Source organism: Acidisoma sp. L85, from assembly GCF_009765865.1.
Taxonomy (GTDB): domain Bacteria; phylum Pseudomonadota; class Alphaproteobacteria; order Acetobacterales; family Acetobacteraceae; genus Acidisoma.
Window position 1 is genome coordinate 580,202 of sequence record NZ_LMUQ01000061.1, and the last position, 21,845, is coordinate 602,046.

Genomic DNA, 21,845 nt, shown 5'->3' on the forward strand with positions numbered 1-21,845 from the left:
TCAGCGGCCGGCCCAATGCACGATGCGGTGCTGTGCCAGGATGAGGAGGCGGTCGAGCGCGATACCCATGACCGCGATGAGCAAGATTCCGGCCACGACATAGTCGCTGCGCAAAAACCGTCCGGCGTCGAGGATCAGCCAGCCGATGCCGCTTGATCCCGCGATCATCTCGGCGGCGATGAGCGTCGCATAGACGATGCCGATGGAGAGCCGGGCGCCGATGAAGATCTCGCCCAGCGCCGAGGGCAGCACTACATGGCGAAAGATTTGCGCCCGGCTGGCGCCGAGCGATTTCGCCGCCAGCACCCGCGCGGGCGAGACGTTGCGCACCCCGTCCCGCGCCGCGACGGCCGAAACCGGGAGGGCGGCGAGGAACAGCAGCACGATCTTGGGGGTCTCGCCGATGCCGAACCAGACGATGAGCAGCACGAGATAGGCAAGCTGCGGCAGCGGCCGGAGGAACTCGATGAAGGGCGCGGCCAGGGCATCGATGGTCGGTGAGACCCCCATCAGCAGCCCGAGCAGCGTGCCGAGTATGGTGCCGATGCCGAAGCCGAGGCCGACGCGCAGCAGACTCAGGCCGATATGGCCGCCCAGGCTGTAGCCCTTGTAGCCGTTGAGCATGAGGTCCAGCCCACCGCTCCATAGCTCGTCCGGCGTCGGCAGCAGCAGGTCGCTCACCAGCCCGCCCCAGGTCGCCGCCGCCCAGGTCACAACCACCACGATGATGGCGGCGATGGTGACCAGCCATTGCGGCCGGGCGCGGAGATATCTCATTCGCGGCCGCGCCAATGGATAAGGCCACGATCGGCGGAGAGCAGCAGGGTGTTCAGGCCCATCCCCAGCAGGCCAAGGATGAGGATGCCGAGCAGGATGACGTCATTGCGCAGGAACTGACTCGCCGAGAAGATCATCCAGCCCAGCCCATCGCTGCCCGCCATGAGTTCGGCCGCGACGACGGTGGAGAAAGCAGCGGCCAGAGCGATGCGCAGCCCCGTCGAAATCTGCGGCAGCGCCGCCGGCAGCAGGACATGGCGGAAGATCTGCCGGCGATTGGCGCCCAGCGACAGCGCCGCCTGGATTTTCTGCCGTGGCACCTGCGTGACGGCGGCGAGCGTCGCGCTCGCGATGATCGGGAAGGCAGTCAGCGCCAGCAGCCCGACCTTGGCGGTGTCGCCAGTCCCCAGCCAGAGCATCAGCAGCACAAGAAAGGAGAGAGGCGGCAGCGGTCGCAGGAACTGCACAATCCAATCGGCCCCGGCACTGGCGTAACGGTTCATGCCCATCCAGAGACCGAGCGGAATGCCGGCCACGGCACCGACGGCGAAGCCACCCAGCGCGCGTAGAAGCGTGGCGCCGATATCCTCGCCGAGGCTGGTGCCGCGATAGCCGTGCCGCGCGATGTCGATGAGCGCCGCCACCACCTCGGCCGGAGTCGCCAGCAGGCCCTTCGGCACGAGATGGAAGCTGCCGACCGCCTGCCACAGCACAACGGCCCCGGTTACCGAGACCGAGCCTAGAAAGAGTCGCTGGCGGTGCGAAATCTCGGCGGACATTTTATGTCCGTATCTGGATCGTTCTACTCAGTCAATTGGCGTCAGTAGATCGTGCTTTGGTCAGGCTCACGAACAGGCTGCGTATGGTTTGATTTACGTGGCTTTGACAGTCCGCCGAGTAACGGCGCGCCAGATCACCACGTCACCACTCGCCACGTCACCCACTAACCACGTTACCACCTAATCACGTCATGCTAGGCGAAGGCCGAGCATCCACGCCTTCCGTGCTCGACGAAGGCAAGGCGTGGATGGCACGCCTTCGCATGCCATGACGGAACTGAGGGGCCTTCGGGTACCACTAGCCCTCAACCCAGCAGATCCTCCAAACTAATCCCCATCTTGGCCTCGTTGAACACGTCATCCGCGTCTGGCGCCGCGCGGTCACGGAACAAAAGATCCTGGTTCGCCTTCACGAAGGGCCGCATACGCGTTTCGTATTGGGCGAAAGCCGTCTCGTGGTCGGCGCCGCCGCGCGCCAGTTCGCGGGCCAGCACGAAGGCGCCTATGAGGGCGAGGCTTGTGCCTTGGCCCGTAAAGGGCGAGGGGCAGTACCCTGCGTCACCCACCAGCGCGATGCGTCCCTTGCACCAGCTCGGCATCCGTACCTGGGCCAGGGCGCCGAAATACAGATCCTCCGTCGCTTCAAGCGTCTCCAGAACACGCGGCACCGGGCCGCCAATCGCGGCGGCGCGTTCGCGGATCAGCGCCTTTCGCGCCGCAAGGTCGAGCCCCCGTTCCTCATCCAATGTGAGGGCGAAGCCGATATTGACCCGCAATTCGCGATTGTCGCGGGTCGGGTAGATCGCGTAACCGGCGGTCTCGTCGCGAAAAGAGAGCTGCCAATCCTGTAGGTCGAGCAGGTTCGGCGACGCCCAAATCGCGAAGGCGACGCCGAGCGGGCGGAGGAACGGCTCCTCGTCACCGAAGGCAAGCTGCCGGACCTTGGAATGCAAGCCATCCGCGCCGAGGACGAGATCGAACACTTCCGTCGGATGGCGGCTGAAGGATGCCACCACGCCATCGGGCCGCGTCTCCAACGCCGTAAGACTATCACCGTATAGGTATCGCGGGCGGCTGCCGCAGACCTCCCGCAGCAACGCGGCCAGATCATCGCGGAAGATCTCGATATCGCCGGAATCGAAGCGGCCTCCGGTCGCCGTGCGTTCGGTGGTGCGCTCGATCTCATTGCCCGCGATATCGAGAACCGTCATGCCCTTCATCCGGGTCCGCAATGCCGGGACGCGCTCGCCGAGTCCCATCGCGGCGATGACATCCAAAGCAGGGCCGCGAATGTCGATGGCCTGCCCGCCGGGCCGGGGCTCGGGCGCCCGTTCGACAATGGTGACTTCATAGCCGGCCTCGAGAAGCCAATAGGCGAGGGCCGGTCCGGCAATACTGGCGCCGGAAATTAGAACCTTCGGCATGGGTTCGGTCTCCTTCTCTGAAACGGCCTCGGCGCAGCCCAAACTCCTGCCGCACGCCTGACGCCGCACATACCGCACCGGCGTTTGCACCGCACCATCGGCCCCTCCCAACGAGCCTTGGGAGACGCTATGTCTAGTAACTTGCCCACATGAACCGGACTCGGCCCATGCCCTACGACTTCGACCTTTTCGTCATCGGCGGCGGCTCTGGCGGAACACGCTGCGCCCGTATCTCGGCCACCCACGGCGCTCGCGTCGGTGTCGCCGAGGAGCGCTTCTGGGGCGGGACCTGCGTCAATGTCGGCTGCGTGCCGAAGAAGCTCATGGTTCAAGCCGCGGAATACGGCCAATGGGCGGAGGATGCGCGCGGCTTCGGCTGGCACATCGTGAAGGGCGGCCATGACTGGAAAGACTTCATCGCCGCGAAAGACGAGCAGATCGACCGGCTGAAAAACATCTACAAGACCATGCTGCAGAAAGCCGGCGCGCATGAATTCGAGGCGCATGTCCGCTTAATCGATCCGCATACACTCGACATCGGCGGCAACCGCAAGACGGCGGAACATATCGTCATCGCCACAGGCGGCACGCCGCGAAGGCCCGTCTGTATCGGCGCCGAACTCGCCGGAACAACCGATGACCTGTTCTACCTGCCTGAGCGCCCCAAGAGCATCGCGATCATTGGCGGCGGCTATAGCGCCGTGGAATTCGCCGGCGTCTTCGCGGCTCTCGGCACGAAGGTCCATCTCGTCTACCGCCAGCCTCTGCCGCTGCGGGGCTTTGACGGCGACATGCGCGAAGCCGTGGCCGAGGCTCTGGCCGCCCAGGGCGTCTCGCTGCATCACGGCGTGCTGCTCAGCAAGATTGAGGCGGAGCGGGAAGGCCGCTTCGTCCATCTCTCGGACATGACGAAACTCCATGTCGATTACGTCGTGATGACCACGGGACGCGTGCCAAATACGCACGACCTCGGCCTGGAGGCGGCGGGTGTCGCTCTCGACGACAAGGGAGCCGTGCGGGTCGATGAGGGCGGCCACACCAATGTGCCGGGCATCTATGCCATCGGCGACGTCACCGACCGGCTCAACCTGACGCCGGTCGCGATCGCGGAGGGCCACGCGCTCGCCGATACGCTGTTCGGTCAAAAGCCGCGCACGGCGTCGCATCGCAACGTTCCCACCGCGGTTTTCACCAGCCCGCCCTTGTCGACCGTGGGCCTGACGGAGGAAGAGGCAGCGCGGCGCGGCGCGACCGACATCTACCTCAGCCGCTTCAGGCCGTTGCGCCACATCATGACCGGCCGCAATCGTCACACGGTCATGAAGCTCGTAGTCGATCAGGCGAGCCAGAAGGTGCTCGGAGCCCATATGCTCGGGGAAGATGCCGGAGAGATCATGCAGGGACTCGCCATCGCCATCCGGATGGGCGCCACCAAGCAGGATTTCGACAGCACCATCGGCATCCACCCCACTGCCGCCGAGGAGTTCGTAACGATGCGGACGCGCAGCCGCGTTGCAGGCGTGGCAGACGAAGCCGCCGCGGCGGAGTAGCTTTTTGACATATTGAGGTAGATAAGCCGCGGCTACGCGCGGGCCATCCCGCCTGCGCGGGCGTGCGTCCGGCATGTGGACCCAAAGTCTACAAGCCCTTGCGAGGAACGAAACGATGAGTATGGCGGCAGCGAACCGTCCCTTCGACCTTCAGCCCTGGAGCCCGGCGAGCTGGCGCGCCAAGCCGGTGCGGCAGATGCCCGTCTATCCGGACGCCGACCGGCTGGAAGCCACCGAAGCGCGCCTGCGGCGATACCCGCCCCTCGTTTTTGCCGGCGAGGCGCGACGCCTCAAGACGGCCCTGGCCGAGGTCGCGGCCGGCCGCGCCTTTGTGCTGCAAGGCGGCGACTGCGCCGAGAGCTTTGATGACTTCACCGCCAATATCATCCGCGACACCTTCCGGGTGCTGCTGCAGATGGCAGTGGTGCTGACCTTTGGCGGCGGGGTGCCGGTGGTGAAACTCGGCCGCATGGCCGGGCAATTCGCCAAGCCGCGCTCTTCCGACAACGAGACGGTCGACGGCCAGAGCCTGCCGAGCTACCGCGGCGACATCATCAACGCCCCGGCCTTCACCCCCGAGGCGCGGACCCCCGATCCGGCGCGCATGGAGACCGGCTATTTCCAGTCGGCCGGCACGCTGAACCTGCTGCGTGCTTTCGCGACCGGCGGCTATGCCGACCTGCATAGCGTCCATCGCTGGAACCTCGGCTTCGTCGAGCGCAGCCCGCTCGCCGCCCGCTACCAGGATCTCGCGACCCGCATTGATGAGACGCTCACCTTCATGAGCGCCTGCGGGATGACCGGGCAGACGGCGCCGCAGATCCGCGAGACCGACTTCTACACCAGCCACGAGGCGCTGCTGCTGCCCTATGAGGAAGCGCTGTCCCGCGTCGATTCCACGACGGGCGAGAGCTATGCCTGCTCGGCGCATTTCCTCTGGATCGGCGACCGTACGCGGCAGCTCGACGGCGCGCATGTCGAGTTCATGCGCGGCATCCGCAACCCGATCGGCCTCAAGGTCGGCCCCTCCACCGAGCCGGATGACCTGCTGCGGCTCATCGAGGCGCTGAACCCGGCCAACGAGCCCGGTCGCCTCACGCTGATCAGCCGCATGGGCTCCGACAAGCTGGAAACCAAGCTGCCACGCCTGCTCCGCTCCGTGCGGCAGGAAGGCGCGGAAGTGGTGTGGCTCTGCGATCCGATGCACGGCAACACGATCTCCACCACGCATGGCCGCAAGACCCGCCGCTTCGACGCGATCCTCGGCGAGGTCCGCGGCTTCTTCGAGGCTCATGCGGCGGAGGCGACCTGGCCCGGCGGCATCCATGTTGAGATGACCGGACAGAACGTGACCGAATGCGTTGGCGGGGCTCATCGCCTGACCGAAGCCGATCTCGGCCGGCGTTACGAGACTTTCTGCGACCCGCGCCTGAACGCCGAACAGTCCCTCGAACTCGCCTTCCTGGTGGCCGAGGAGCTGAAAACGCGGCGCGTGCCCACACGTGCAGTAGCGGCCGAATAGGAGCGCCGCGCCATGGATACGCTGGTCGCCGAGGATCTGTCGCAGCCGGAAACGATCGCCGCCTATACCGACACCTACTTCAAGAAGACCAAGGCGATCGTCGCCCGCTATGGCGATATGACCGTGACCTACGCGGTCTTCCTGCGGCGGCCGGTGATTTCCGCGCCACGCCTGATGCTGGACTGGATCACCGAGGTCGCCGCCGTGCGCGGCACGGTCTTCGACATCGAGGTCCTGCATCCCGAGGGCGAGTGGGTCGGCGCGGGCGAGCCGATGCTCTACATCACCGGCAGCTACGAGCATCTCACGGATCTCGAGACGCTGATCCTGCAGAAGCTCGGCGCGGTTTCGGTCGCCGCGCATCACGCCTATCAGATGTGTATCGCGCTGCCGCATGTGACCTTCCTCGCGATGGAGGCCCGCCACTGCGCCGGCACCGAGATGCAGGCGATGATGTCCTATGGCGCCGCGGTGGGCAGCCGGGCGGCGCAGAAGGAAGGCGCCAAGGGCTTCATCGGCAATGCCAATGACGCGACCGCGCATTTCTTCGGCGCGACGCGCGGCCTGGGCACCATGCCGCATGCCCTGATCGGCTACGCCGGTTCCACGCTGCGGGCGGCCGAGATGTTCCACGAGACCTTCCCCGACGACACACTGACAGTGCTGGTCGATTACTTCGGCCGGGAGATTAGTGACGGGCTGGAGGTTTGCCGGCGCTTTCCGGAGCTCGCGGCATCGGGCCGCATGTCCCTCCGGCTCGACACCCATGGCGGCCGTTTCCTCGAAACCCTCGATCCCGCGCTGAGCTATGCGGTACTGGAGCGTCATAATCCGGGGGCGATCCGCCGCTATCGTTCCGATGCGGAATTGCGCCACCTGGTCGGCACCGGCGTTTCGGCCGCCGCGATCTGGCGGATGCGGGAAGCACTGGACGAGGCCGGCTTCGATCGTGTGCGCATCGTCGCGTCTTCGGGGTTCGGCGTGGACAAGTGCCGGGTCATGGCGGACGCCGCCGCGCCGATCGACATTGTGGGCACGGGCAGTTTCATTCCCGACCATTGGCACGAGACTTACGCTACCGCCGACATCATCGCCTACGACGGCGTCGCCCGCGTCAAGGTGGGCCGCGAGTTCCTGCTGCAACACCGGAACGGCAAGAAAGCCTAAAGACTCTGCGCGCCACACCGCGTGCCCTTGCCTCGGACTTTCGCCCGCCCCATGCGACCCACCCCGACCCCTCCCTTTCAGGGAGGGGAAACAGGCGCCGTTCCTCTTATCGCTAGGCTCGTTCCGTGACCTCTCCGCTCCTCCGCTTCGCCCCTAGCCCCACCGGTTACCTGCATGTCGGCAACCTCCGCATCGCCGTGGCGAATTTCCTTTTCGCCCAGCGAAACAACGGCCGCGTGCTGCTGCGCATGGACGATACGGATGCGGCGCGCTCCAAGCCGGAATATGAGGAGGCGATTCAGGAGGATCTGCGCTGGCTCGGCCTCAACTGGCAGGATTTCGCGCGCCAGACTGAGCGGCTGGACCGTTACGCCGCCGCCGCCGAGCGGCTGAAGGCTTCCGGTCACCTCTATCCCTGCTTCGAGAGCGAGGAGGAACTCGCCGCCAAGCGCGCCACGCGCCTCAAGCGCAAGTTGCCGCCCGTTTATGACCGCGCCATGTTGTCGCTGACGCCCGAGCAGCGGGCCGCTGCCGAAGCCAATGGCAAAACCCCTTACTGGCGCTTCAAACTCTCGCGCGAGATCATTACCTGGACCGACCTCGTTCTGGGCGAGCGGCGCGTCAAGCTATCCAGCGTTTCGGATCCCGTGTTGATCCGTGCGGACGGCACGCCGCTCTATACCTTCACCTCCGTGGTGGACGATCTCGAACTCGGCATCACCCATGTGATCCGCGGCGAGGATCACGTCACCAATACCGGCATTCAGCTCGATATCATGGCGGCCCTTGGCGCAAAGCCGGGGCGGATCGCTTTCGGGCATCTGCCGCTGCTGACGGATGGCGAGGGCGGCAAGCTCTCCAAGCGTTTCGACTCCCTCTCCGTCCGCAGCCTGCGGCGGGACGGGCTGGAGCCGGATGCGATCGTCGCCTATCTCGCGCGGCTGGGGTCGGCGGACGACATCCTGCCGCTCAGCCGGGGAGAGCTGGTGGCGCATTTCGACCTCGGCCGCATGTCCCATTCGGCGGCGGCTTTCGACCCGAAGCAGTTGCTGGCCCTCAACCGCCATTTGCTGCACCGCATGCCCTTCGCCGCCGTCGCCGACCGCCTGCCGCCGGGTGCGACGGAGGCGTTCTGGCTGGTGGTGCGCGGCAATCTCGACCTGTTCTCGGAGGCGCGGACCTGGTGGAGCGTGGTCGCCGGCGAGATCACCCCGCCGGACCTGCCGGGGGAGGCGGAATTCCTGCGCGCCGCCGCCGCCGCGCTGCCGCCCGAACCCTGGGACCAGACGGCGGCGAGTCTCTGGACCAAGGCCCTCGCCGCGGAGACGGGGCGAAAGGGGCGGCCGCTCTACCACCCCCTCCGCCTCGCGCTGACGGGCGAGGAAAGCGGCCCAGACCTCAAGGACCTGCTGCCGCTACTCGGCCGCGCTAGGTCGGAGCAGCGGCTGGCTGAGGCTAGTCGGGGCGGGACGCAAGTCTGACGGGACGCGCGCGGCAGCAGAACCAAGGTGCGGACCGCCGCTTGCGCGTGATCTGTTCGAACAATCCAGCAGCAGGAGAGGGACGATTGTTCAAACCGCGTCGCCCGAAGCGAGCGGCGGTGAGTTCAAGTGGTCGTCAGTAACCGAGAGGGGCAGCATTAGTATCGAAGGGACGCGGTGGAAGCGAGGAGCATGACACGGTCTGCGGTGATGGAGCCGCTGCGCCGGGCGGGGCCACCTAGGCGAGCCGACCATATCACTCCAATGGTCGACTCGAGGGGCACCTAGCCTGCGGGTGGCACGTATAGGTAAGGCATCTGTGCATGAGGGCCCTGATTTCCTAGCGGTAACAGATTAAATGTCGGAGCCCGCTCCCACGAAGAATGAATGCCCGGAGGCGGCGACGTTTGTACGTAACTCCTACGAGTAGGCTTGTTGCTCCAGGCATAGCTAGGCAGCAAGTTGTTCGGAAGGTAGTAGCAACTCAACAGGTTTGTCAGTCGCGATGTCGCAATAAAAGGCGAACGCGTACTCTGGGAGAGATACACCTCTAACTCCGTGCGATATCTAGGTCCTAACACTACACCCACGTTTGATGGCTCCGTTTGATTGTCGAGTTGGTCAACCGCGACGAGGCTAGCGCCATTGGCGCATTTTCGATCCATGAAGGCTCTGTCTGAGTCGGTTCGATCCCTCACAGACAATGTAGCGACGAAGCGCTAAAGAATTGTTGACGGGTAATTCCGATTTACGGAATGACTCGTAGCGTGACCGTTTCGGCTTAAAAAGCGAGCCGACTATTCCGCAGCGAATCGCTTCCTGAGAAAGAATCGCTGATGCGGCGCCGGAAACTCGTCCAGGGTGCCGAACACCTCATACCCGTGCCGCTCGTAAAAGCCGCGCGCCTGGAAGCTGAACGTGTCCAGCCAGACACCAACACAACCGAGCGCCCGCGCCTCGTCTTCCGCCATCGCCAGCAGGCGCGAGCCTAACCCCTGACCGCGCCCCGCCTCGGGAACGACCAGCAACTCCAGCCAGGCCCAATCGTAATAGACGTCGCCCCACAACCCGCCGACAATCTCGCCTCTGTCGTTCTCGATCAGGCGGGCGAGGCCACGATCGGTTTGTGGTGCGCTCGCTCCGATCTGCTTGTTGTTGAAGGCGCCCAGCGGCTCCAGGATTACCGCGCGATCCGCCGCGCTTGGCGCGGCGACTTGCCGAATGTCCGCTTCGACGCGCGCCCCATCCGCTCCTAGGCGCTTGCTGAGCAGGAAGCGGCTGTGCGGCGCCGGATAGTCCGGTAACTCGCCGAAGACTGTGTAGCCGAGGCGCTCGTAGAAGCCTCTCGCCTGGAAGCTGAAGGTGTCCAGCCAAAGGCTATGACAGCCCCAGCCCCGCGCCTGTTCCTCCGCCCTCGCGAGTAAGGCCGCGCCAAGGCCGCGCCCCCGCAAGGAGTCCGGCACGAACAACAACTCGACAAACAGCCAGTCGTAGAAAGCCTTGCCCCAGAGACCACCAGCGGCCTTGCCCGCATCGTCATGCAGCAGCAGACAAAGATCGTGCTCGGGCCATTCGCGGGGACCGGCACGCGGATCGCTATAAGCGACGAGCGCCGCGAGGATGGCCGCGCGCTGGGCCTCCTCAGGCGGATCGGGACGGCGGATCGACAAGGGCTCCATGCGCCGAGTATCGGACCTGCCGCGCTCGCCGACAAACCAAGGCTTCCGCCTCGGCGCGGGCGAAGACCGCCGAGACCCAGGCGAACATGAGACTCGCCGTCGTCGCGATCAGCGTGTTGTCGGTCGCCGAATGCGCCGCGAAGGCGAGGAAAACGCAGATCATCACCGCGCGCTGCCCTCCCGCCATGCGCCGCGTGCCGAAACGCAACCAAAGCGCCAGTGAGAGGATGAGTAAGACCAGTCCGAAGCCGCCGCCCTCGACGGCGATGCGCAGATATTCGTCATGCGCGGCATTGGTGCCGATGAGGTCGAACAGCGGCGTGCCGACTTTCACCAGCACTTTGTCGGTGCCGATACCCCAACCGACCCAGGGCGAGGCGTGAAAGGCAGCCTCGTAGGCGGGCCAGATCAGCGTGCGATTGCTGAGGTCGGTCACATCGCCCTGCCCGGCGAGGTTGAGAACGCGCACGAAGCCAAGCGCGGGCGCCGCGACGATGGCAATCGGCGGCGCGGCGGCAAGTCCAAGCACCAGCCCTGTGCGCGACCGCCAGGACCAATCCGGCGCAGGCACCATCAGGGCGACGACGAGAATGAGAATGGCGGCGATGAGCAGCGGCCCCCGGGCGCCCGTCGCGAGCAGAATGATGAGGTCGCCGCCGAGCAGCATCAGATAGGCACCCCGCGCGCGGCGCGTGATCTCCAGCAGCAACGCGTAGACACTGATCAGGGCAAACCCGGCAAGAAAGGCCGGATGGGTCGAGGCGCCGAGCCTGAGCGCCCCCACCTCCAGCTCGTAGAGCGGCCGCAGACCGAGGCCCGCGAGAACCAGGCCCAAGGCGAGAATGAGATAGGGCGAGAGGATCGCGACTCCGATGACCCGCCGTGACCAGCCAGGGGGCAGCCGAGCAAAGGAAAAGGCGAAGGGTGCAACCGACCCAACCAGGCTGCGCAGGCTGTCGACGAGAAGAAGACCGGGCCAGTAGCCATGAAGAAGCCCCGCCGCCGACATGGCCGTGAAGGCAAGGCCAGGGTTCGCGATATCGCGGCGGGGACCGTAACGCGCGACGCAGACCAGGGCGATCAGCAGTCCCACAGCCTTGTCCACGCCGATGATGAGCAAGCCATTGCCGACCAGGTCGCCAAGCCACATCTCCGGACAGGTCGCTAGAACGGCGAGCCACAATGCCGTCGCTTGGGGCGGATAGGCGAAGGAGAGGCAGATCGCCAAGGCGGCGGCGGGGAGAACGAGGCCGAGGAAGAATAGCGACGGCACGGCCCATGCGGTAGCCGCCGACGCGCCAGCAATTCCAATGCCGAACGCCCAGGCAGCCGCACGGAGCCCATACGCGGACAGCAGCCAATTCATTGTAAGACCGTATCGGAATTGTCGCCTTTTGGCGAGCGACGGTCTACTGGCTGACGACGCTATGAGTCGCTGCCGGCTCGGAGGCCATGGCGCCCGCTTCTCCCCCCTTCCTTGCAAGGGAGGGGCCGGGGGTGGGTCTGGTTGTGCGGCAGTTCATTGAGCCGTTGCGCCCGGACGAACCCACCCCCAACCCCTCCTTGCGGGGAGGGGAGCGAGGCGTCTTGAACTAGCGGCGAGCCTTGCGGGCGGCGTAGCGGCGGTCGCGTGCGGCCTTTTGCTCGGCCTTAAGCTCGGCTTCGGCGGCGGCGGCGGCGGCGGCGCGGGCTTTTTCCTCCGCGATGCGCGCGGCTTCCTCGATTTTGCGCTGAGCCTCGAGTTCTGCCTGGTGCTTGCGCTCCTCCTCCCGGGCGATCTCGCGGAGGCGCTCACGCTCGGCACGGGCTTCCGCAAGGACACGCCGCTCCTCCTGCCGCTTGAGCACGGCGGGATCGTCCGGGCCCGGGCGGGCCTGGAACTTCTCCAGCAGAGCGCGTTTCGCCTTTTCGGCGGCCTCGCGGCGGTCGTTGAAGTTCTTGTCGTTGTAACCAGCCATCGTCCTCGTCTTCCTTTGGGCACGCCGCGGTCAGAAATCCGGCGCTCCTCATACACCCGTGCGTGCTTCGGGGAACCCGGATTTGTGGCAACCCGCCTCCGCGTCCGCAAAAATCCGGCGTATTATCTTGCCGGATGGGGTAGCCGTAGCCGTCAGGTGGGGCTATCTGTCCACTTCGGCAATCTGAAGAGTGATGCGTTATGGCGACAGGCACGATCAAATGGTTCAATGGGGAGAAGGGCTACGGCTTTATTAGCCCTCAGGACGGCAGCAAGGATGTGTTTCTTCACATCACTGCGGTGCAGGCAGCGGGCCTCACCACGGTGAATGAAGGTCAGCGCGTCAGCTATGACGTCCTCAAGGAGCGCGGCAAGGACGCCGCATCCAACCTCCGCGTCCTCTAGAGCGCCTACCCCATTGCCGCTCCGGCTCACGCCGGGGCGGCGATTTCTTGTTTGGGGCTTGGCGGCTCTCATCCCGGCAGACCCGCACGGCGCGCGAATAGGTCCAGGCCGGTTTGTTGTCGCTGATCGCGCAAGGCTGCGCCTCCCGATTTCGCGGAAACGACGGGCGCGATGCCGATAAGCTTCGGCTCAGGCGCGTGCGTTCGGTTGCGAAGCGAAGGCCTAACACCACCTCGCCCAGCTCTTGGTCTAGGCCGCCCAAATCACCCTGAGGCGGCCACCGGTCCCGCGACGCGACTCGTGGTCGCAGAGGCCAGCAATGGCTTGTGTTGCGTCAGTGCTTTCGCACGAGATCGGGGCGGAACGCTGGAGATACGCGCTCCGCCCCGCCGCGTCACACATTCATGTCTGGATCGGCGACTCAAACAGGGACGAGAAATTCAAGCCACTGCCCAGACTGCCTAAACTGCCCAGACCGAAACCACTTGAGCCGAGGCCACCGAAGCAGGACTGCAACTGTGACAGCTCCTGCTGTTGCTGCTGTTGCTCATAGGTAATGATCATGTTTAGCAATTGCTCGATCTGCTGCATCGATGTCTGGGCGCCCGAGGACGATACAGCGCCGGTTGCCTGCTGGTCCGTATCCAGGTTAATCGGCGTCCCGTTCGTCGCGGTCAGCGAGTCGAGGCCGCCCGTAGAGTCGTTGGACGCAAAAAGGTTGCCATCGTCGGCCGCGTAGAGGTTCACGCCCGAGGCATTGTTGTATTGCGCTTCGGACGCCGCGCCCGGAACAAAGCTGACGCCCGTCGTTTTAGCCCCATTCTGGAAGCCTTGGCCGGCGCCGGTCTTGCTATTGATCTGGACTTGGTCGTCCCCATTCGAAACCGTCACCGCGCCGACATGGGAGACACCATTAGTGAGCGCGGTCGGATCGACGGTTACGATTGTGCCGTCCGAGAGTTTGACGTTGAAGGGGCTTTGCTGGATGTCGGCAACATGCTGACCATCGGCGTAGACATGCGGGTCGCCCTCGATCTCGTCCACGACCGTTCCGTCTTTATTGATGATCTTGACGGAGCCGTCATCCTCGGAACCCTCCTCGATCGTATAGGTTCCATCATTGACATTAACGTTGCCGGATGAGTCGGTAGATTCGGTGAGAGTTGGTGCCGAGCTGGTACCGCCGAACGAGTCGCTCAAATAACCTTCGTCACCGCCCGTCGTTTCGCCATCCGTCGAGCCATCGTCCGAGGTCGGGATCAAGCCCATCTGCGAGAAGATGGAGGTTAACTCAGAAGCCTCGTCGGTCGGCACGGTAAAGTTAAGAGTGGTGGTGCCAGTCACGCTAGACATTGGGCGATCCTTTCGTTTCCGTTCGCTTCCATCCAGCGCCTTGCCGGCGTTGCGCCGGCACTAGCCTGCTTCGCCTGGAACGGATGAAGCGAGCAGTGGCTGCTACGCCGGTGTTGAGGCGTGACCGTAACGGTCGGATCCCTAGCGATTCGTGAATTTTCCCTCACCGCTGGCCGGAGCAGGGCTATTGCGCAGAGAAATCCACGTTAGCCTTGCCGACGATGCGGTTAGTTAATCGATCGGCCGCTATCGTTTCGATACTATACCGAAACGGAGTCTCGCTCAGACGCCGAAGAGGTCGATCTGACGCGGATCCGCGTCCGCCGTCAGTGTCGCGTCCGGCGGATCGGACGGCTCGGGCAAGACCTCGCCGGCCGCGAAAGTGACCACGCTGTCGGGCACACCGATCAGCAGCAGCGGGCAGGGCTGGCCGAGCCCATGGGCGATGCGGTCACCAAGCTTGCGCCAATGTGTCGTCGCCTCGCCGAATTTATCGCCGGCGAAGACCTCGGCCAGGGCCTCGCGGCCACCCAGCGGATCGCGGGCACGGCTCATGCGACGCAGGATTTCCTCGCGCTGACGCGGCGTCGGCTCGTAACCCCAGCGGCGCATGTCCTCGACCGTGTCGATGCCGCGCTCCTCCAACAGCCGCCGAACCAGCGCGCGCATGCCAGCCTGACCCAGGGACGGGCCACGCGTCACGATGACGCCGAGGGAGATAAACCCCTCCGCATGCAGCCGTCGGAAGCTTTCCAGGTCACGGTCGAAGAAGCTGTCCTTGTTGTTCCACTCGACTTCCAGGGCGATGGCCCCCGCGCCGGTGCCGCTCGGGGCGAAGCGGCGCAAGAAGCCGATCGTCCAGGTGCGGGACTGGCGACTCTCGCCATCCACCCGTCGCTCGACCGCGATGCGCCGTTGCAGCCAGTGGCGCTGATTGAACCCACGGCGCAACCTCGCCGTGATGGGTGCCTCACCGCCGCCGCCCTCGATGATCTCGGCGATCGGGATGCGCATCTCCGCGAGCACGGCGGCGATGTCCTCGATCGCCTCGGGGTAATCGGCTTCCAGTATTGCGCCGGCATGGCCGCGATAGTCGATCGTGAATCCCGCCGCGAGGAGCGGCGCGAAAGCCAGGCAGCCGCGGCTCACGGCACGGTCTCCAGCCTCGGCGCGCCCGAGTTATGGGCATAAGTCGGCCAGTCGGGGGTATAGGCCTCGGACTGATTGCCCCAGACCGTCCAACCCGGCCGGGGTCCACGGGCGAAAAGCTCGAGGAAAGGTCCGGGACTGCAAGATTCGATGAGGGGATACTGCTCGTCGGGCTTGCGGCTATGCTCGCGCTTGCGTGTCGCCAGCAGGTTAACCTGCGAGCGGCCGGGCGCCAGGGTTCGCGCGTGGCGGCCCCGTGTACCAAAGAGCAGCAGCTCCGTCACGTTGCGAAAATAGAAGCCGACGCCGCGGCCATCGGGGCCGCCATCCCGCCGGATCTTGTGCCAGACGATATTGGCCTTGTAGGCGAAACCCCAAGCGGCGAGCACCGCGAGCCCATCGGGCAGCAGCGCATTCGGCACCCACAAATAGAGATGCGCCGGGTCGGCGACGTGCTCCGCCACCGGCAGCGCCGCGATCGCGGCGAGATCCATGGTGCCGTAACGGCTGAGGCGGCGATGCTCAGGCGCCACTTTTCCGGTGCGGTTCGTGAATTGCCAGGGCGGATCGGCCAGCACGGTCGCGAAGCGACGGCCGGAGAGCGCGGATCGCAGCGAGGCGACTGGATCGGCGGCCGCTGCGGAGGAAATCGAATCGGCGGAGAGCACGCGGGCAGGCTAGCGCAGGCGAGCCGGGTGGCGCCATCCTCACCTACGGCCAGGGTCGGGCCGCAAACTTGTCGGGAGCAGACGGATATGGACGTCGGTGTGATCGGGATCGGGCCAATGGGTTCGGGCATGGCGCGGTGCCTGCTCAGGGCCGGGCATAAGGTGACTGTCTATAACCGCACCCGCGCGCGGGCCGAGGCGCTGGTCACGGACGGCGCCACGGTCGCGGATAGCCCTGCCGAAGCGGCGGCGCGCGAGGTTGTGATTACCATGCTCGCCTCGGACGATGCAGTCGAAGGTCTCGTCTTTGGAGCGGAGGGGTTGCTCGCCGGCCTGCCCCGCGGTGCCGCCCATATCGCCTCGGGCACCATGTCGCTCGACCTCTCGAAGCGCCTGGCGGAGGCGCATGCGGGGCTTGGGCAGGACTACCTCACCGCCACCGTGCTGGGCCGGCCACCGGCGGCCGAGGCCGGCAAGCTCTTCACCATGGCGGCGGGGCCGGAGGCGCTGATCGAGCGGCTGCGGCCAGTGCTGGAGGCTCTGGGTCAGCGGCTGTTTGTGGTGGGCACGGAGCCATGGCAGGGCAATCTGGTAAAGCTCTGCTGCAACTTCATGATCTTCTCCACCATCGAGCAATTCGCGGAAGTTTTCGCCCTCGCGCAGAAGGGCGGGGTCGATCGCGGCATGCTTTACGAGGTGCTGACGGAATCCTTTTTCAGCGCGCCGGTTCACAAGAATTATGGCCGCATGATCCTCGACCGGGCCTACGAGCCGCCGGGAGGCAAACTCGGGCTCGGCGCCAAAGACAATCGGCTGATGCTGGAAGCCGGGGAGGAACTGAAGGTGCCGCTGCCCTTCGCCTCGATATTGCGGGACCGCTTCCTGGCGAGCGCGGCACGGGGGGACGGAGAGAAGGATTTTTGCGTCATTGCCCGGCGCGCCGAGGAGGACGCTGGTCTCTGACCTCCTCATCCACCCCATTCGAGGAAGGATGTTCCAGCGAAGCGGCCGGTTCGGTCAGGGCGGTTCTGACGTCAGGACTGCTCCGCGGGTCCGCCTTGCCGGAGGACCGGGAGACGCCATACATCGGCCTTCGTGCAATGGCTGGATGACGCGGTGAGCATGCTGGCCTTGGCACGCGATAAGAAAACGACGAGTTGGGCGGAGCGCGGCGTCACGGCCGGGGTGTTTCTAGGCTTCGGGCTCGGAGTCGGCGCCTGGGCGTCGTCGATCCCGTATTTCAGGGCACGTCTCGGCCTGTCCGACGGGGAGTTGAGCTTCGCCCTGGTCTCGCTGATGGCTGGCTCCATTGTGAGCATGCCGGTCATGGGCCCGCTCGCTGCGCGCATCGGATCGGGCCGATCGCTGCGGTTCCTCGCCTTGGCCTATCCGCTGACCATGCTGCTGCCGAGGCTCGCGGATAGCCTGCCGATGCTGATGGCGGCGACCTTCGCCATCGGATTGGGCAACGGCGCGATGGACGTCGTGATGAATACCCATGCGAGCGATATCGAGCGGCGCTGGAAGGTCCCGATCATGTCCTCCTTCCACGCCGGCTACAGCCTCGGCGGTCTCCTCGGCGCCGCGCTGGGCGGCTTGCTTGCGGCGCGCGGCCTGATTGTGGACGCGCTGCCGGTGGCGACAGCGATCTGCGTTCTCATCGCGGCCCTAAGCTGGACCAGCGTGGGGCGCGGCGCCGTGGCGAAGGGCGGAGGGTCGGGCCTCGCGCTGCCGAATCTCGCCGTGCTGCCGCTCTGCATGCTGTGCCTGCTTTGCCTGCTGTGCGAGGGCGCTATGGCGGATTGGAGCGCGGTTTATCTCTCGACCGTAGTGGGAACCGGGCCAGCCCTCGCGGCGGCCGGCTTCGCGGGATTCTCGGCGGCAATGATCCTCGGGCGGCTCACCGGCGATGCGGTGACCAATCGCTTCGGCCGGCGGCCAGTGGTGCGCGTGGGGGCGGCCTTGGCCACCATCGGCTTGGCCCTGGCGGCAGCCGTGCCAACGAGCAGCGCGGCAATCATCGGGTTTGCGCTCGTCGGCATGGGCCTTGCGAATGTCGTGCCGCTCACCTTCGGCGCGGCTGGGCGGCTTGCCGGGCTGTCGCCGGCGCGCGGCATCGCGATGGTGGCGACCGCCGGATACACCGGTTTCCTGATGGGACCGCCGCTGGTGGGCGGGGTCGCCTCACTGGTCGGGCTGCGTAGCGGGGTGGCTCTTGTGGCGATCTGCGCGGCGGCGGCGTTGTTGCTTGCGGGACCGGCGTTTCGCGGCGGCACGGAGTGAGCTAATTAATGGGTGATCCGCCTAAGACTCGAAATCGGGTGTCACACGGAGGTTTTCGATGGTGAAGCCATGGCGGACCGAGAGCATTTCACCGACGCGGCGGCGATGGCAGATGCAGGGGTCGGCTTCATAGCAAAGCAAACAGCTTGGTCTGGCCGAGGCGGTGCTGGCGGCTTCCTCGAGCGCCGCCACCGCCTCAGGCAGGGCCAATCTCTCCTCGACGATTTCCCAGAAGCGCGGCCATTGGCGGCGCCGGTTGGCCTCGCGGCCCTCGGGTGGCGTGCCTAGAGCGCGGAGATGGAGATAGCCGATGCCCGCCTCATCCAAACCCGCCGCGAGCTGGCGCTTGGAGAAGCCGGCTCGGCGTGAGAGGGGCAAGTCGCGCACGTCGATCACGGTCGCGACGCCCGTCCTCTTGAGAGTCGCGATGAAGTTGGCGAAGCCCGCCTTCTCATACCCGATCGTGTAGAGGATGTGTGGCGGCTGTACCAGCCTGGGATCCTTCGATGGGTGACGGGGCATCGCGACCTTGCTCCTGGGCAACGGGATAGGCTACGCCCAATAAACCCAACAAACGGCGCGGGCGGACAACCGGCTGTCCCGGAGATCCGAGCTTCCCGCCGCCCGTCATCCTCATCTTCGCGGTGAACTATGGCTTTGCCTATACGCTCGGAGTCGATCCCGCCCCTGTCGCCGCGTTCCGCGGTGCGACGCCTTCTCTGCGTGCTCGCTGCGGTCGTTTTGGTCGGCGCCGCGCCTGCCGTCCAGGCCGCCCCGGCACCGGTGCCGCTGGCCGCGCATCGCGCCTTCTATCGGCTGACCCTCGCCTCCACCGAAAATAGCGGGGTCACCAGCGCTACCGGCGCCATGGAATACGAGGTCATCGACGGCTGCGAGGGGTGGGCGACGCAGCAGCGCATGGACATCACCGTGCTCGACCGTGAGGGCGGCGATACCCATACGGTCTCCGACTACTCGACCTGGGAATCGAAGGACGGCCGCGACTTTCGCTTCCGCATTGCCCAGAGCATCAATGACAACAAGGTGGTGCGCGCGGGCTATGCCGAACTCGTGCCGGGGCATGGCGGCTTCGCGGTCTATACCCAGCCGGCGGCGAAGCGGGTGACGCTGCCATCCCGCACCGTATTCCCGATGGCTCAGACGGCGGCCGTGCTGGCGGCGGCGCGGCGGGGCGACAAATTCGTCTCGCTGCCGGTTTTCGATGGGACGGCGGCGGATGCGATCGAGAATAGCTTCACCGTCATCACCTCACACGGCATGCGCGTGCCGACGAATTTCGCGCCGCTGCGTGATCTGGACAGCGACTTCGTCCATATCGGCTATTTCGATACTGACCGGGCTCAGCAATTACCCGGCGCGCTGCTGACCATGCGGTACTGGGATAATGGCGTCGCCGACCAACTCGTGCTCGACTTTGGCAATTTCACCGTCAACGGCGTGCTCGACCGATTCGAATTGTTGCCGCATCACTGCTGAGAGTTCGTTCAGCTTCCAGCCGCCAGACGCAAACCATTGTCGCTCGCGGCCATCGGCACGCCAGGAGGCGCGGAGGGTGAGGCGCTGCCCCTTGCCGGCTGCGGCAGGATGAAGCCGAAGGTGGGGTAGACGGTCTGGCCCCAGTTGTTGACCGGCGGCCACCAGACACGCACCGCGCTCCAGTCATTCGCGGCGGAAACGTCCAGGACAGGCTGGTTGCTGGTGATGCGGTACGGGAGCCAATTCGCCTGGGTTACCAGGATGCGCCGCTGCGACGTGACGGCTGAGACGACGGCGAGATGACCGCTCGGCAACCGCGACGTGCGCCGGAACACGAGCACACCGCCGGGCGCGGGCGCGATGGTCTCGACGTATCGGCCCTGAGCCGCGTTCCACCATTCCCAGGCGTCACCACTGATCGGCAGGCCGGTGACCTGGCGGGCATAGGGAACGCAGGTATAGGAGGTCGATTGCCCGTAGCGTGCATAGCCGCCACCGCAGGCGGTGAGGCATAGTATGAGGCCGAGACTTAGCCAGCGACCGCTGTTTCGCGGACCGACAATCATCGCCTTCACCGCGACCCTGGGTTGTTTCTGAAGCTCGGGCGCAACTGAAGGCTATAAGCCTATGTAAGTCAACGTATTTTGATATGTGGCGGAGCGGCCTGAAGTGAGATGATGAGCGACACCTTCACCGAGGCTGAGATCGAGCGCTATTCGCGGCATATCATGCTGCCGGAGATTGGTGGCGTCGGGCAGGCGCGGCTGCGGCGGACGAGGGTGCTGGTGATCGGGGCTGGGGGGCTCGGCAGCCCGCTGCTGCTCTATCTCGCGGCGGGCGGCGTCGGCACGATCGGGATCGTCGATGATGACAGCGTCGATCTTTCGAACTTGCAACGTCAGATCGCACATTCCACCGGCCGCCTTGGACAAGCCAAGACAGGCTCGGCGGCGGAAGCGGCGCGGGCGATCAATCCGCTCGTCTCGATCGTCGAGCATCGGCAGCGGCTGACGGCTTCAGAGGCTGAGGAGTTGATCGGCGGTTATGATCTGGTGTGCGACGGCTCGGATAATTTCGCGACGCGGTATCTGGTGGCCGACGCCTGCCTTGCCGCCCGCCGCACCTTGATCTCAGCGGCGGTGTCGCGCTTCGAGGGGCAGATCACGACCTTCAAGCCGCATCTCGATGAGAGAGGCCCCTGCTACCGATGCCTCTATCCCGAGGCGCCGAGTGATGCCGCGCTCTCGGCTTGCGAGGCAGAGGGGGTGTTGGGGGCGGTGACCGGCGTCATGGGGTCGTTGCAGGCGACCGAGGCGGTTAAGGAGATCCTTGGTATTGGCGAGAGTCTATCCGGCCGCCTGCTGCTGTGGGATGCGCTGAGCTGTCGTTTTCGCGTGATCCGTTTGCCGCGAGACCCGGACTGCCCGGGCTGCGGCCAGCGGGGGTCGTCTCACTAGAGTCTGGCCCCCGGGATTGGACGGGTGTTGGCTGCGAGGCGACGGCTGAAAGCACTCGTAAAACCCTCGATCGTTTCGTCCTCGTTCGCCATGTCATCGAACGGCGATCTTTTTCCGCTGAGTAACCGCTGCTCGTTAGAGGTCGATTTCGGGTTGACGTAGCTGCCTGCTGGTTGACGTAGCTGCCTGCTGGTTGACGTAGCTGCCTGCTGAGAGTGCGCCCCCGTCTACTAGCCGACGGATTGTAGAAGAACGCTGGCATCGTGCCATTTTTGAATTGCGCCCCAGAGACTGACGCGGCGAGAGCCTCATTGAAGGCCGCTACATCCTCTGGCTTCGGGCCAATCCGACGCACGTTTCCTATCGGCTGGGTCGTGATGGGCCTCCGGACCACCGGGTCTGTTGTCCTGTATCCCATCGCACTTTCCTTTCGATCGCGGTACCTAGACGCAACTCAGACCGCATCCTCCCGACCTAGGGCGATATGCTCGGCTCTGCAACTACAAGTAGCAATTCATTCATCGATAACTTCATATGGTTGAGTTTGCGAGGAAAACCCCTCGACTGCGTGAACAACGCGTCACACTCGCTCCGCCGCACCCGCTTGACCTGCGGAGCCAAGCTTGGCACCGACGCGGCATGAGACATCGATGGCTGCAACTTCTCGCCGTATGCGTAGTGGCGGGGGTGGCGAGGG

Annotated in this window: 20 protein-coding genes; 9 read left to right on the forward strand and 11 right to left on the reverse strand. The window is 65.3% G+C overall.

The features are described 5' to 3' along the window. The 3 genes from GSQ83_RS21085 to GSQ83_RS21095 all read right to left on the reverse strand — a co-directional run bounded on the left by GSQ83_RS21085 (position 1) and on the right by GSQ83_RS21095 (position 2,980). Positions 1 to 777 (reverse strand): ABC transporter permease, encoded by a 777-nt coding sequence (locus GSQ83_RS21085; protein WP_158804813.1) that lies wholly within the window; start codon positions 775 to 777, stop codon positions 1 to 3. Then, positions 774 to 1,556: an ABC transporter permease gene (locus GSQ83_RS21090; protein ID WP_158804814.1), complete on the reverse strand. Its 783-nt coding sequence runs from the start codon at positions 1,554 to 1,556 to the stop codon at positions 774 to 776. The genes GSQ83_RS21085 and GSQ83_RS21090 overlap by 4 nt, the downstream gene beginning before the upstream one ends. Before the next feature lie 305 nt (positions 1,557 to 1,861). Continuing rightward, positions 1,862 to 2,980 (reverse strand): FAD-dependent monooxygenase, encoded by a 1,119-nt coding sequence (locus GSQ83_RS21095; protein WP_158804815.1) that lies wholly within the window; start codon positions 2,978 to 2,980, stop codon positions 1,862 to 1,864. Positions 2,981 to 3,147: 167 nt separating this feature from the next. On the opposite strand from GSQ83_RS21095, the gene gorA reads away from it, so the two are divergent. From gorA to gltX, 4 genes are all read left to right on the forward strand, one after another. After that, positions 3,148 to 4,530, forward strand: coding sequence for a glutathione-disulfide reductase (gene gorA, locus GSQ83_RS21100; RefSeq protein ID WP_158804816.1), 1,383 nt, complete (start codon positions 3,148 to 3,150; stop codon positions 4,528 to 4,530). 115 nt (positions 4,531 to 4,645) lie between these two features. Then, positions 4,646 to 6,052 carry a class II 3-deoxy-7-phosphoheptulonate synthase gene (locus GSQ83_RS21105; protein WP_254065813.1) on the forward strand — a complete coding sequence of 469 codons (1,407 nt, stop codon included), beginning with the start codon at positions 4,646 to 4,648 and terminating at the stop codon, positions 6,050 to 6,052. A gap of 12 nt (positions 6,053 to 6,064) precedes the next feature. Next, positions 6,065 to 7,219 carry a nicotinate phosphoribosyltransferase gene (locus tag GSQ83_RS21110; RefSeq protein ID WP_158804817.1) on the forward strand — a complete coding sequence of 385 codons (1,155 nt, stop codon included), beginning with the start codon at positions 6,065 to 6,067 and terminating at the stop codon, positions 7,217 to 7,219. Between the two features lie 125 nt (positions 7,220 to 7,344). After that, complete coding sequence (gene gltX, locus GSQ83_RS21115; protein ID WP_158804818.1) at positions 7,345 to 8,700, forward strand: glutamate--tRNA ligase; 1,356 nt, start codon at positions 7,345 to 7,347, stop codon at positions 8,698 to 8,700. A gap of 797 nt (positions 8,701 to 9,497) precedes the next feature. Here the strand turns inward: gltX and GSQ83_RS30060 are convergent. From GSQ83_RS30060 to GSQ83_RS21135, 3 genes are all read right to left on the reverse strand, one after another. Next, positions 9,498 to 10,370 (reverse strand): GNAT family N-acetyltransferase, encoded by an 873-nt coding sequence (locus GSQ83_RS30060; protein ID WP_254065814.1) that lies wholly within the window; start codon positions 10,368 to 10,370, stop codon positions 9,498 to 9,500. Then, on the reverse strand, positions 10,342 to 11,745 hold the full coding sequence (locus tag GSQ83_RS21130) for an O-antigen ligase (RefSeq protein ID WP_158804819.1): 1,404 nt from the start codon (positions 11,743 to 11,745) through the stop codon (positions 10,342 to 10,344). The genes GSQ83_RS30060 and GSQ83_RS21130 overlap by 29 nt, the downstream gene beginning before the upstream one ends. Positions 11,746 to 11,971: 226 nt before the next feature. After that, the gene (locus GSQ83_RS21135) at positions 11,972 to 12,337 is read right to left on the reverse strand and encodes a DUF6481 family protein (protein ID WP_158804820.1); all 366 of its coding nucleotides are present in this window, start codon (positions 12,335 to 12,337) and stop codon (positions 11,972 to 11,974) included. Positions 12,338 to 12,537: 200 nt separating this feature from the next. Here GSQ83_RS21135 and GSQ83_RS21140 point away from each other — a divergent pair, with 200 nt between their 5' ends. Next, positions 12,538 to 12,741: a cold-shock protein gene (locus tag GSQ83_RS21140; RefSeq protein ID WP_158804821.1), complete on the forward strand. Its 204-nt coding sequence runs from the start codon at positions 12,538 to 12,540 to the stop codon at positions 12,739 to 12,741. A 402-nt stretch (positions 12,742 to 13,143) separates the two neighbouring features. On the opposite strand, the gene GSQ83_RS21145 is transcribed toward GSQ83_RS21140, so the two are convergent. From GSQ83_RS21145 to GSQ83_RS21155, 3 genes are all read right to left on the reverse strand, one after another. Next, complete coding sequence (locus GSQ83_RS21145; protein ID WP_158804822.1) at positions 13,144 to 14,085, reverse strand: DUF1521 domain-containing protein; 942 nt, start codon at positions 14,083 to 14,085, stop codon at positions 13,144 to 13,146. Positions 14,086 to 14,376: 291 nt separating this feature from the next. Beyond that, positions 14,377 to 15,243 (reverse strand): BglII/BstYI family type II restriction endonuclease, encoded by an 867-nt coding sequence (locus GSQ83_RS21150; protein ID WP_254065815.1) that lies wholly within the window; start codon positions 15,241 to 15,243, stop codon positions 14,377 to 14,379. Continuing rightward, positions 15,240 to 15,911 (reverse strand): MT-A70 family methyltransferase, encoded by a 672-nt coding sequence (locus tag GSQ83_RS21155; RefSeq protein WP_254065816.1) that lies wholly within the window; start codon positions 15,909 to 15,911, stop codon positions 15,240 to 15,242. The genes GSQ83_RS21150 and GSQ83_RS21155 overlap by 4 nt, the downstream gene beginning before the upstream one ends. A gap of 87 nt (positions 15,912 to 15,998) precedes the next feature. On the opposite strand from GSQ83_RS21155, the gene GSQ83_RS21160 reads away from it, so the two are divergent. After that, positions 15,999 to 16,874 carry an NAD(P)-dependent oxidoreductase gene (locus GSQ83_RS21160; RefSeq protein WP_158804823.1) on the forward strand — a complete coding sequence of 292 codons (876 nt, stop codon included), beginning with the start codon at positions 15,999 to 16,001 and terminating at the stop codon, positions 16,872 to 16,874. 159 nt (positions 16,875 to 17,033) lie between these two features. Next, the gene (locus GSQ83_RS21165) at positions 17,034 to 18,194 is read left to right on the forward strand and encodes an MFS transporter (protein WP_254065829.1); all 1,161 of its coding nucleotides are present in this window, start codon (positions 17,034 to 17,036) and stop codon (positions 18,192 to 18,194) included. 21 nt (positions 18,195 to 18,215) lie between these two features. Here the strand turns inward: GSQ83_RS21165 and GSQ83_RS21170 are convergent, their stop codons facing one another. Then, positions 18,216 to 18,716: a DUF488 family protein gene (locus GSQ83_RS21170; RefSeq protein WP_158804825.1), complete on the reverse strand. Its 501-nt coding sequence runs from the start codon at positions 18,714 to 18,716 to the stop codon at positions 18,216 to 18,218. A 183-nt stretch (positions 18,717 to 18,899) separates the two neighbouring features. On the opposite strand from GSQ83_RS21170, the gene GSQ83_RS21175 reads away from it, so the two are divergent. Beyond that, complete coding sequence (locus GSQ83_RS21175) at positions 18,900 to 19,691, forward strand: EipB family protein (protein WP_158804826.1); 792 nt, start codon at positions 18,900 to 18,902, stop codon at positions 19,689 to 19,691. Positions 19,692 to 19,699: 8 nt separating this feature from the next. On the opposite strand, the gene GSQ83_RS21180 is transcribed toward GSQ83_RS21175, so the two are convergent. After that, positions 19,700 to 20,257 carry a CHAP domain-containing protein gene (locus GSQ83_RS21180; protein WP_158804827.1) on the reverse strand — a complete coding sequence of 186 codons (558 nt, stop codon included), beginning with the start codon at positions 20,255 to 20,257 and terminating at the stop codon, positions 19,700 to 19,702. A 111-nt stretch (positions 20,258 to 20,368) separates the two neighbouring features. On the opposite strand from GSQ83_RS21180, the gene GSQ83_RS21185 reads away from it, so the two are divergent. Further along, positions 20,369 to 21,148, forward strand: a complete 780-nt coding sequence (locus tag GSQ83_RS21185; protein ID WP_158804895.1) for a molybdopterin-synthase adenylyltransferase MoeB — start codon at positions 20,369 to 20,371, stop codon at positions 21,146 to 21,148. Positions 21,149 to 21,845 lie beyond the last annotated feature (697 nt).

Coding starts and splice junctions, on each gene's coding strand:
- GSQ83_RS21085 (WP_158804813.1), bottom strand. CDS start 777: ATGAGATATCTCCGCGCCCGGCCGCAATGGCTGGTCACCATCGCCGCC.
- GSQ83_RS21135 (WP_158804820.1), bottom strand. CDS start 12,337: ATGGCTGGTTACAACGACAAGAACTTCAACGACCGCCGCGAGGCCGCC.
- GSQ83_RS21170 (WP_158804825.1), bottom strand. CDS start 18,716: ATGCCCCGTCACCCATCGAAGGATCCCAGGCTGGTACAGCCGCCACAC.
- GSQ83_RS21180 (WP_158804827.1), bottom strand. CDS start 20,257: ATGATTGTCGGTCCGCGAAACAGCGGTCGCTGGCTAAGTCTCGGCCTC.
- GSQ83_RS21160 (WP_158804823.1), top strand. CDS start 15,999: ATGGACGTCGGTGTGATCGGGATCGGGCCAATGGGTTCGGGCATGGCG.
- GSQ83_RS21185 (WP_158804895.1), top strand. CDS start 20,369: ATGAGCGACACCTTCACCGAGGCTGAGATCGAGCGCTATTCGCGGCAT.
- GSQ83_RS21095 (WP_158804815.1), bottom strand. CDS start 2,980: ATGCCGAAGGTTCTAATTTCCGGCGCCAGTATTGCCGGACCGGCCCTC.
- GSQ83_RS21090 (WP_158804814.1), bottom strand. CDS start 1,556: ATGTCCGCCGAGATTTCGCACCGCCAGCGACTCTTTCTAGGCTCGGTC.
- GSQ83_RS21110 (WP_158804817.1), top strand. CDS start 6,065: ATGGATACGCTGGTCGCCGAGGATCTGTCGCAGCCGGAAACGATCGCC.
- GSQ83_RS21105 (WP_254065813.1), top strand. CDS start 4,646: ATGAGTATGGCGGCAGCGAACCGTCCCTTCGACCTTCAGCCCTGGAGC.
- gorA (WP_158804816.1), top strand. CDS start 3,148: ATGCCCTACGACTTCGACCTTTTCGTCATCGGCGGCGGCTCTGGCGGA.
- GSQ83_RS21165 (WP_254065829.1), top strand. CDS start 17,034: ATGCTGGCCTTGGCACGCGATAAGAAAACGACGAGTTGGGCGGAGCGC.
- GSQ83_RS21140 (WP_158804821.1), top strand. CDS start 12,538: ATGGCGACAGGCACGATCAAATGGTTCAATGGGGAGAAGGGCTACGGC.
- GSQ83_RS21130 (WP_158804819.1), bottom strand. CDS start 11,745: ATGAATTGGCTGCTGTCCGCGTATGGGCTCCGTGCGGCTGCCTGGGCG.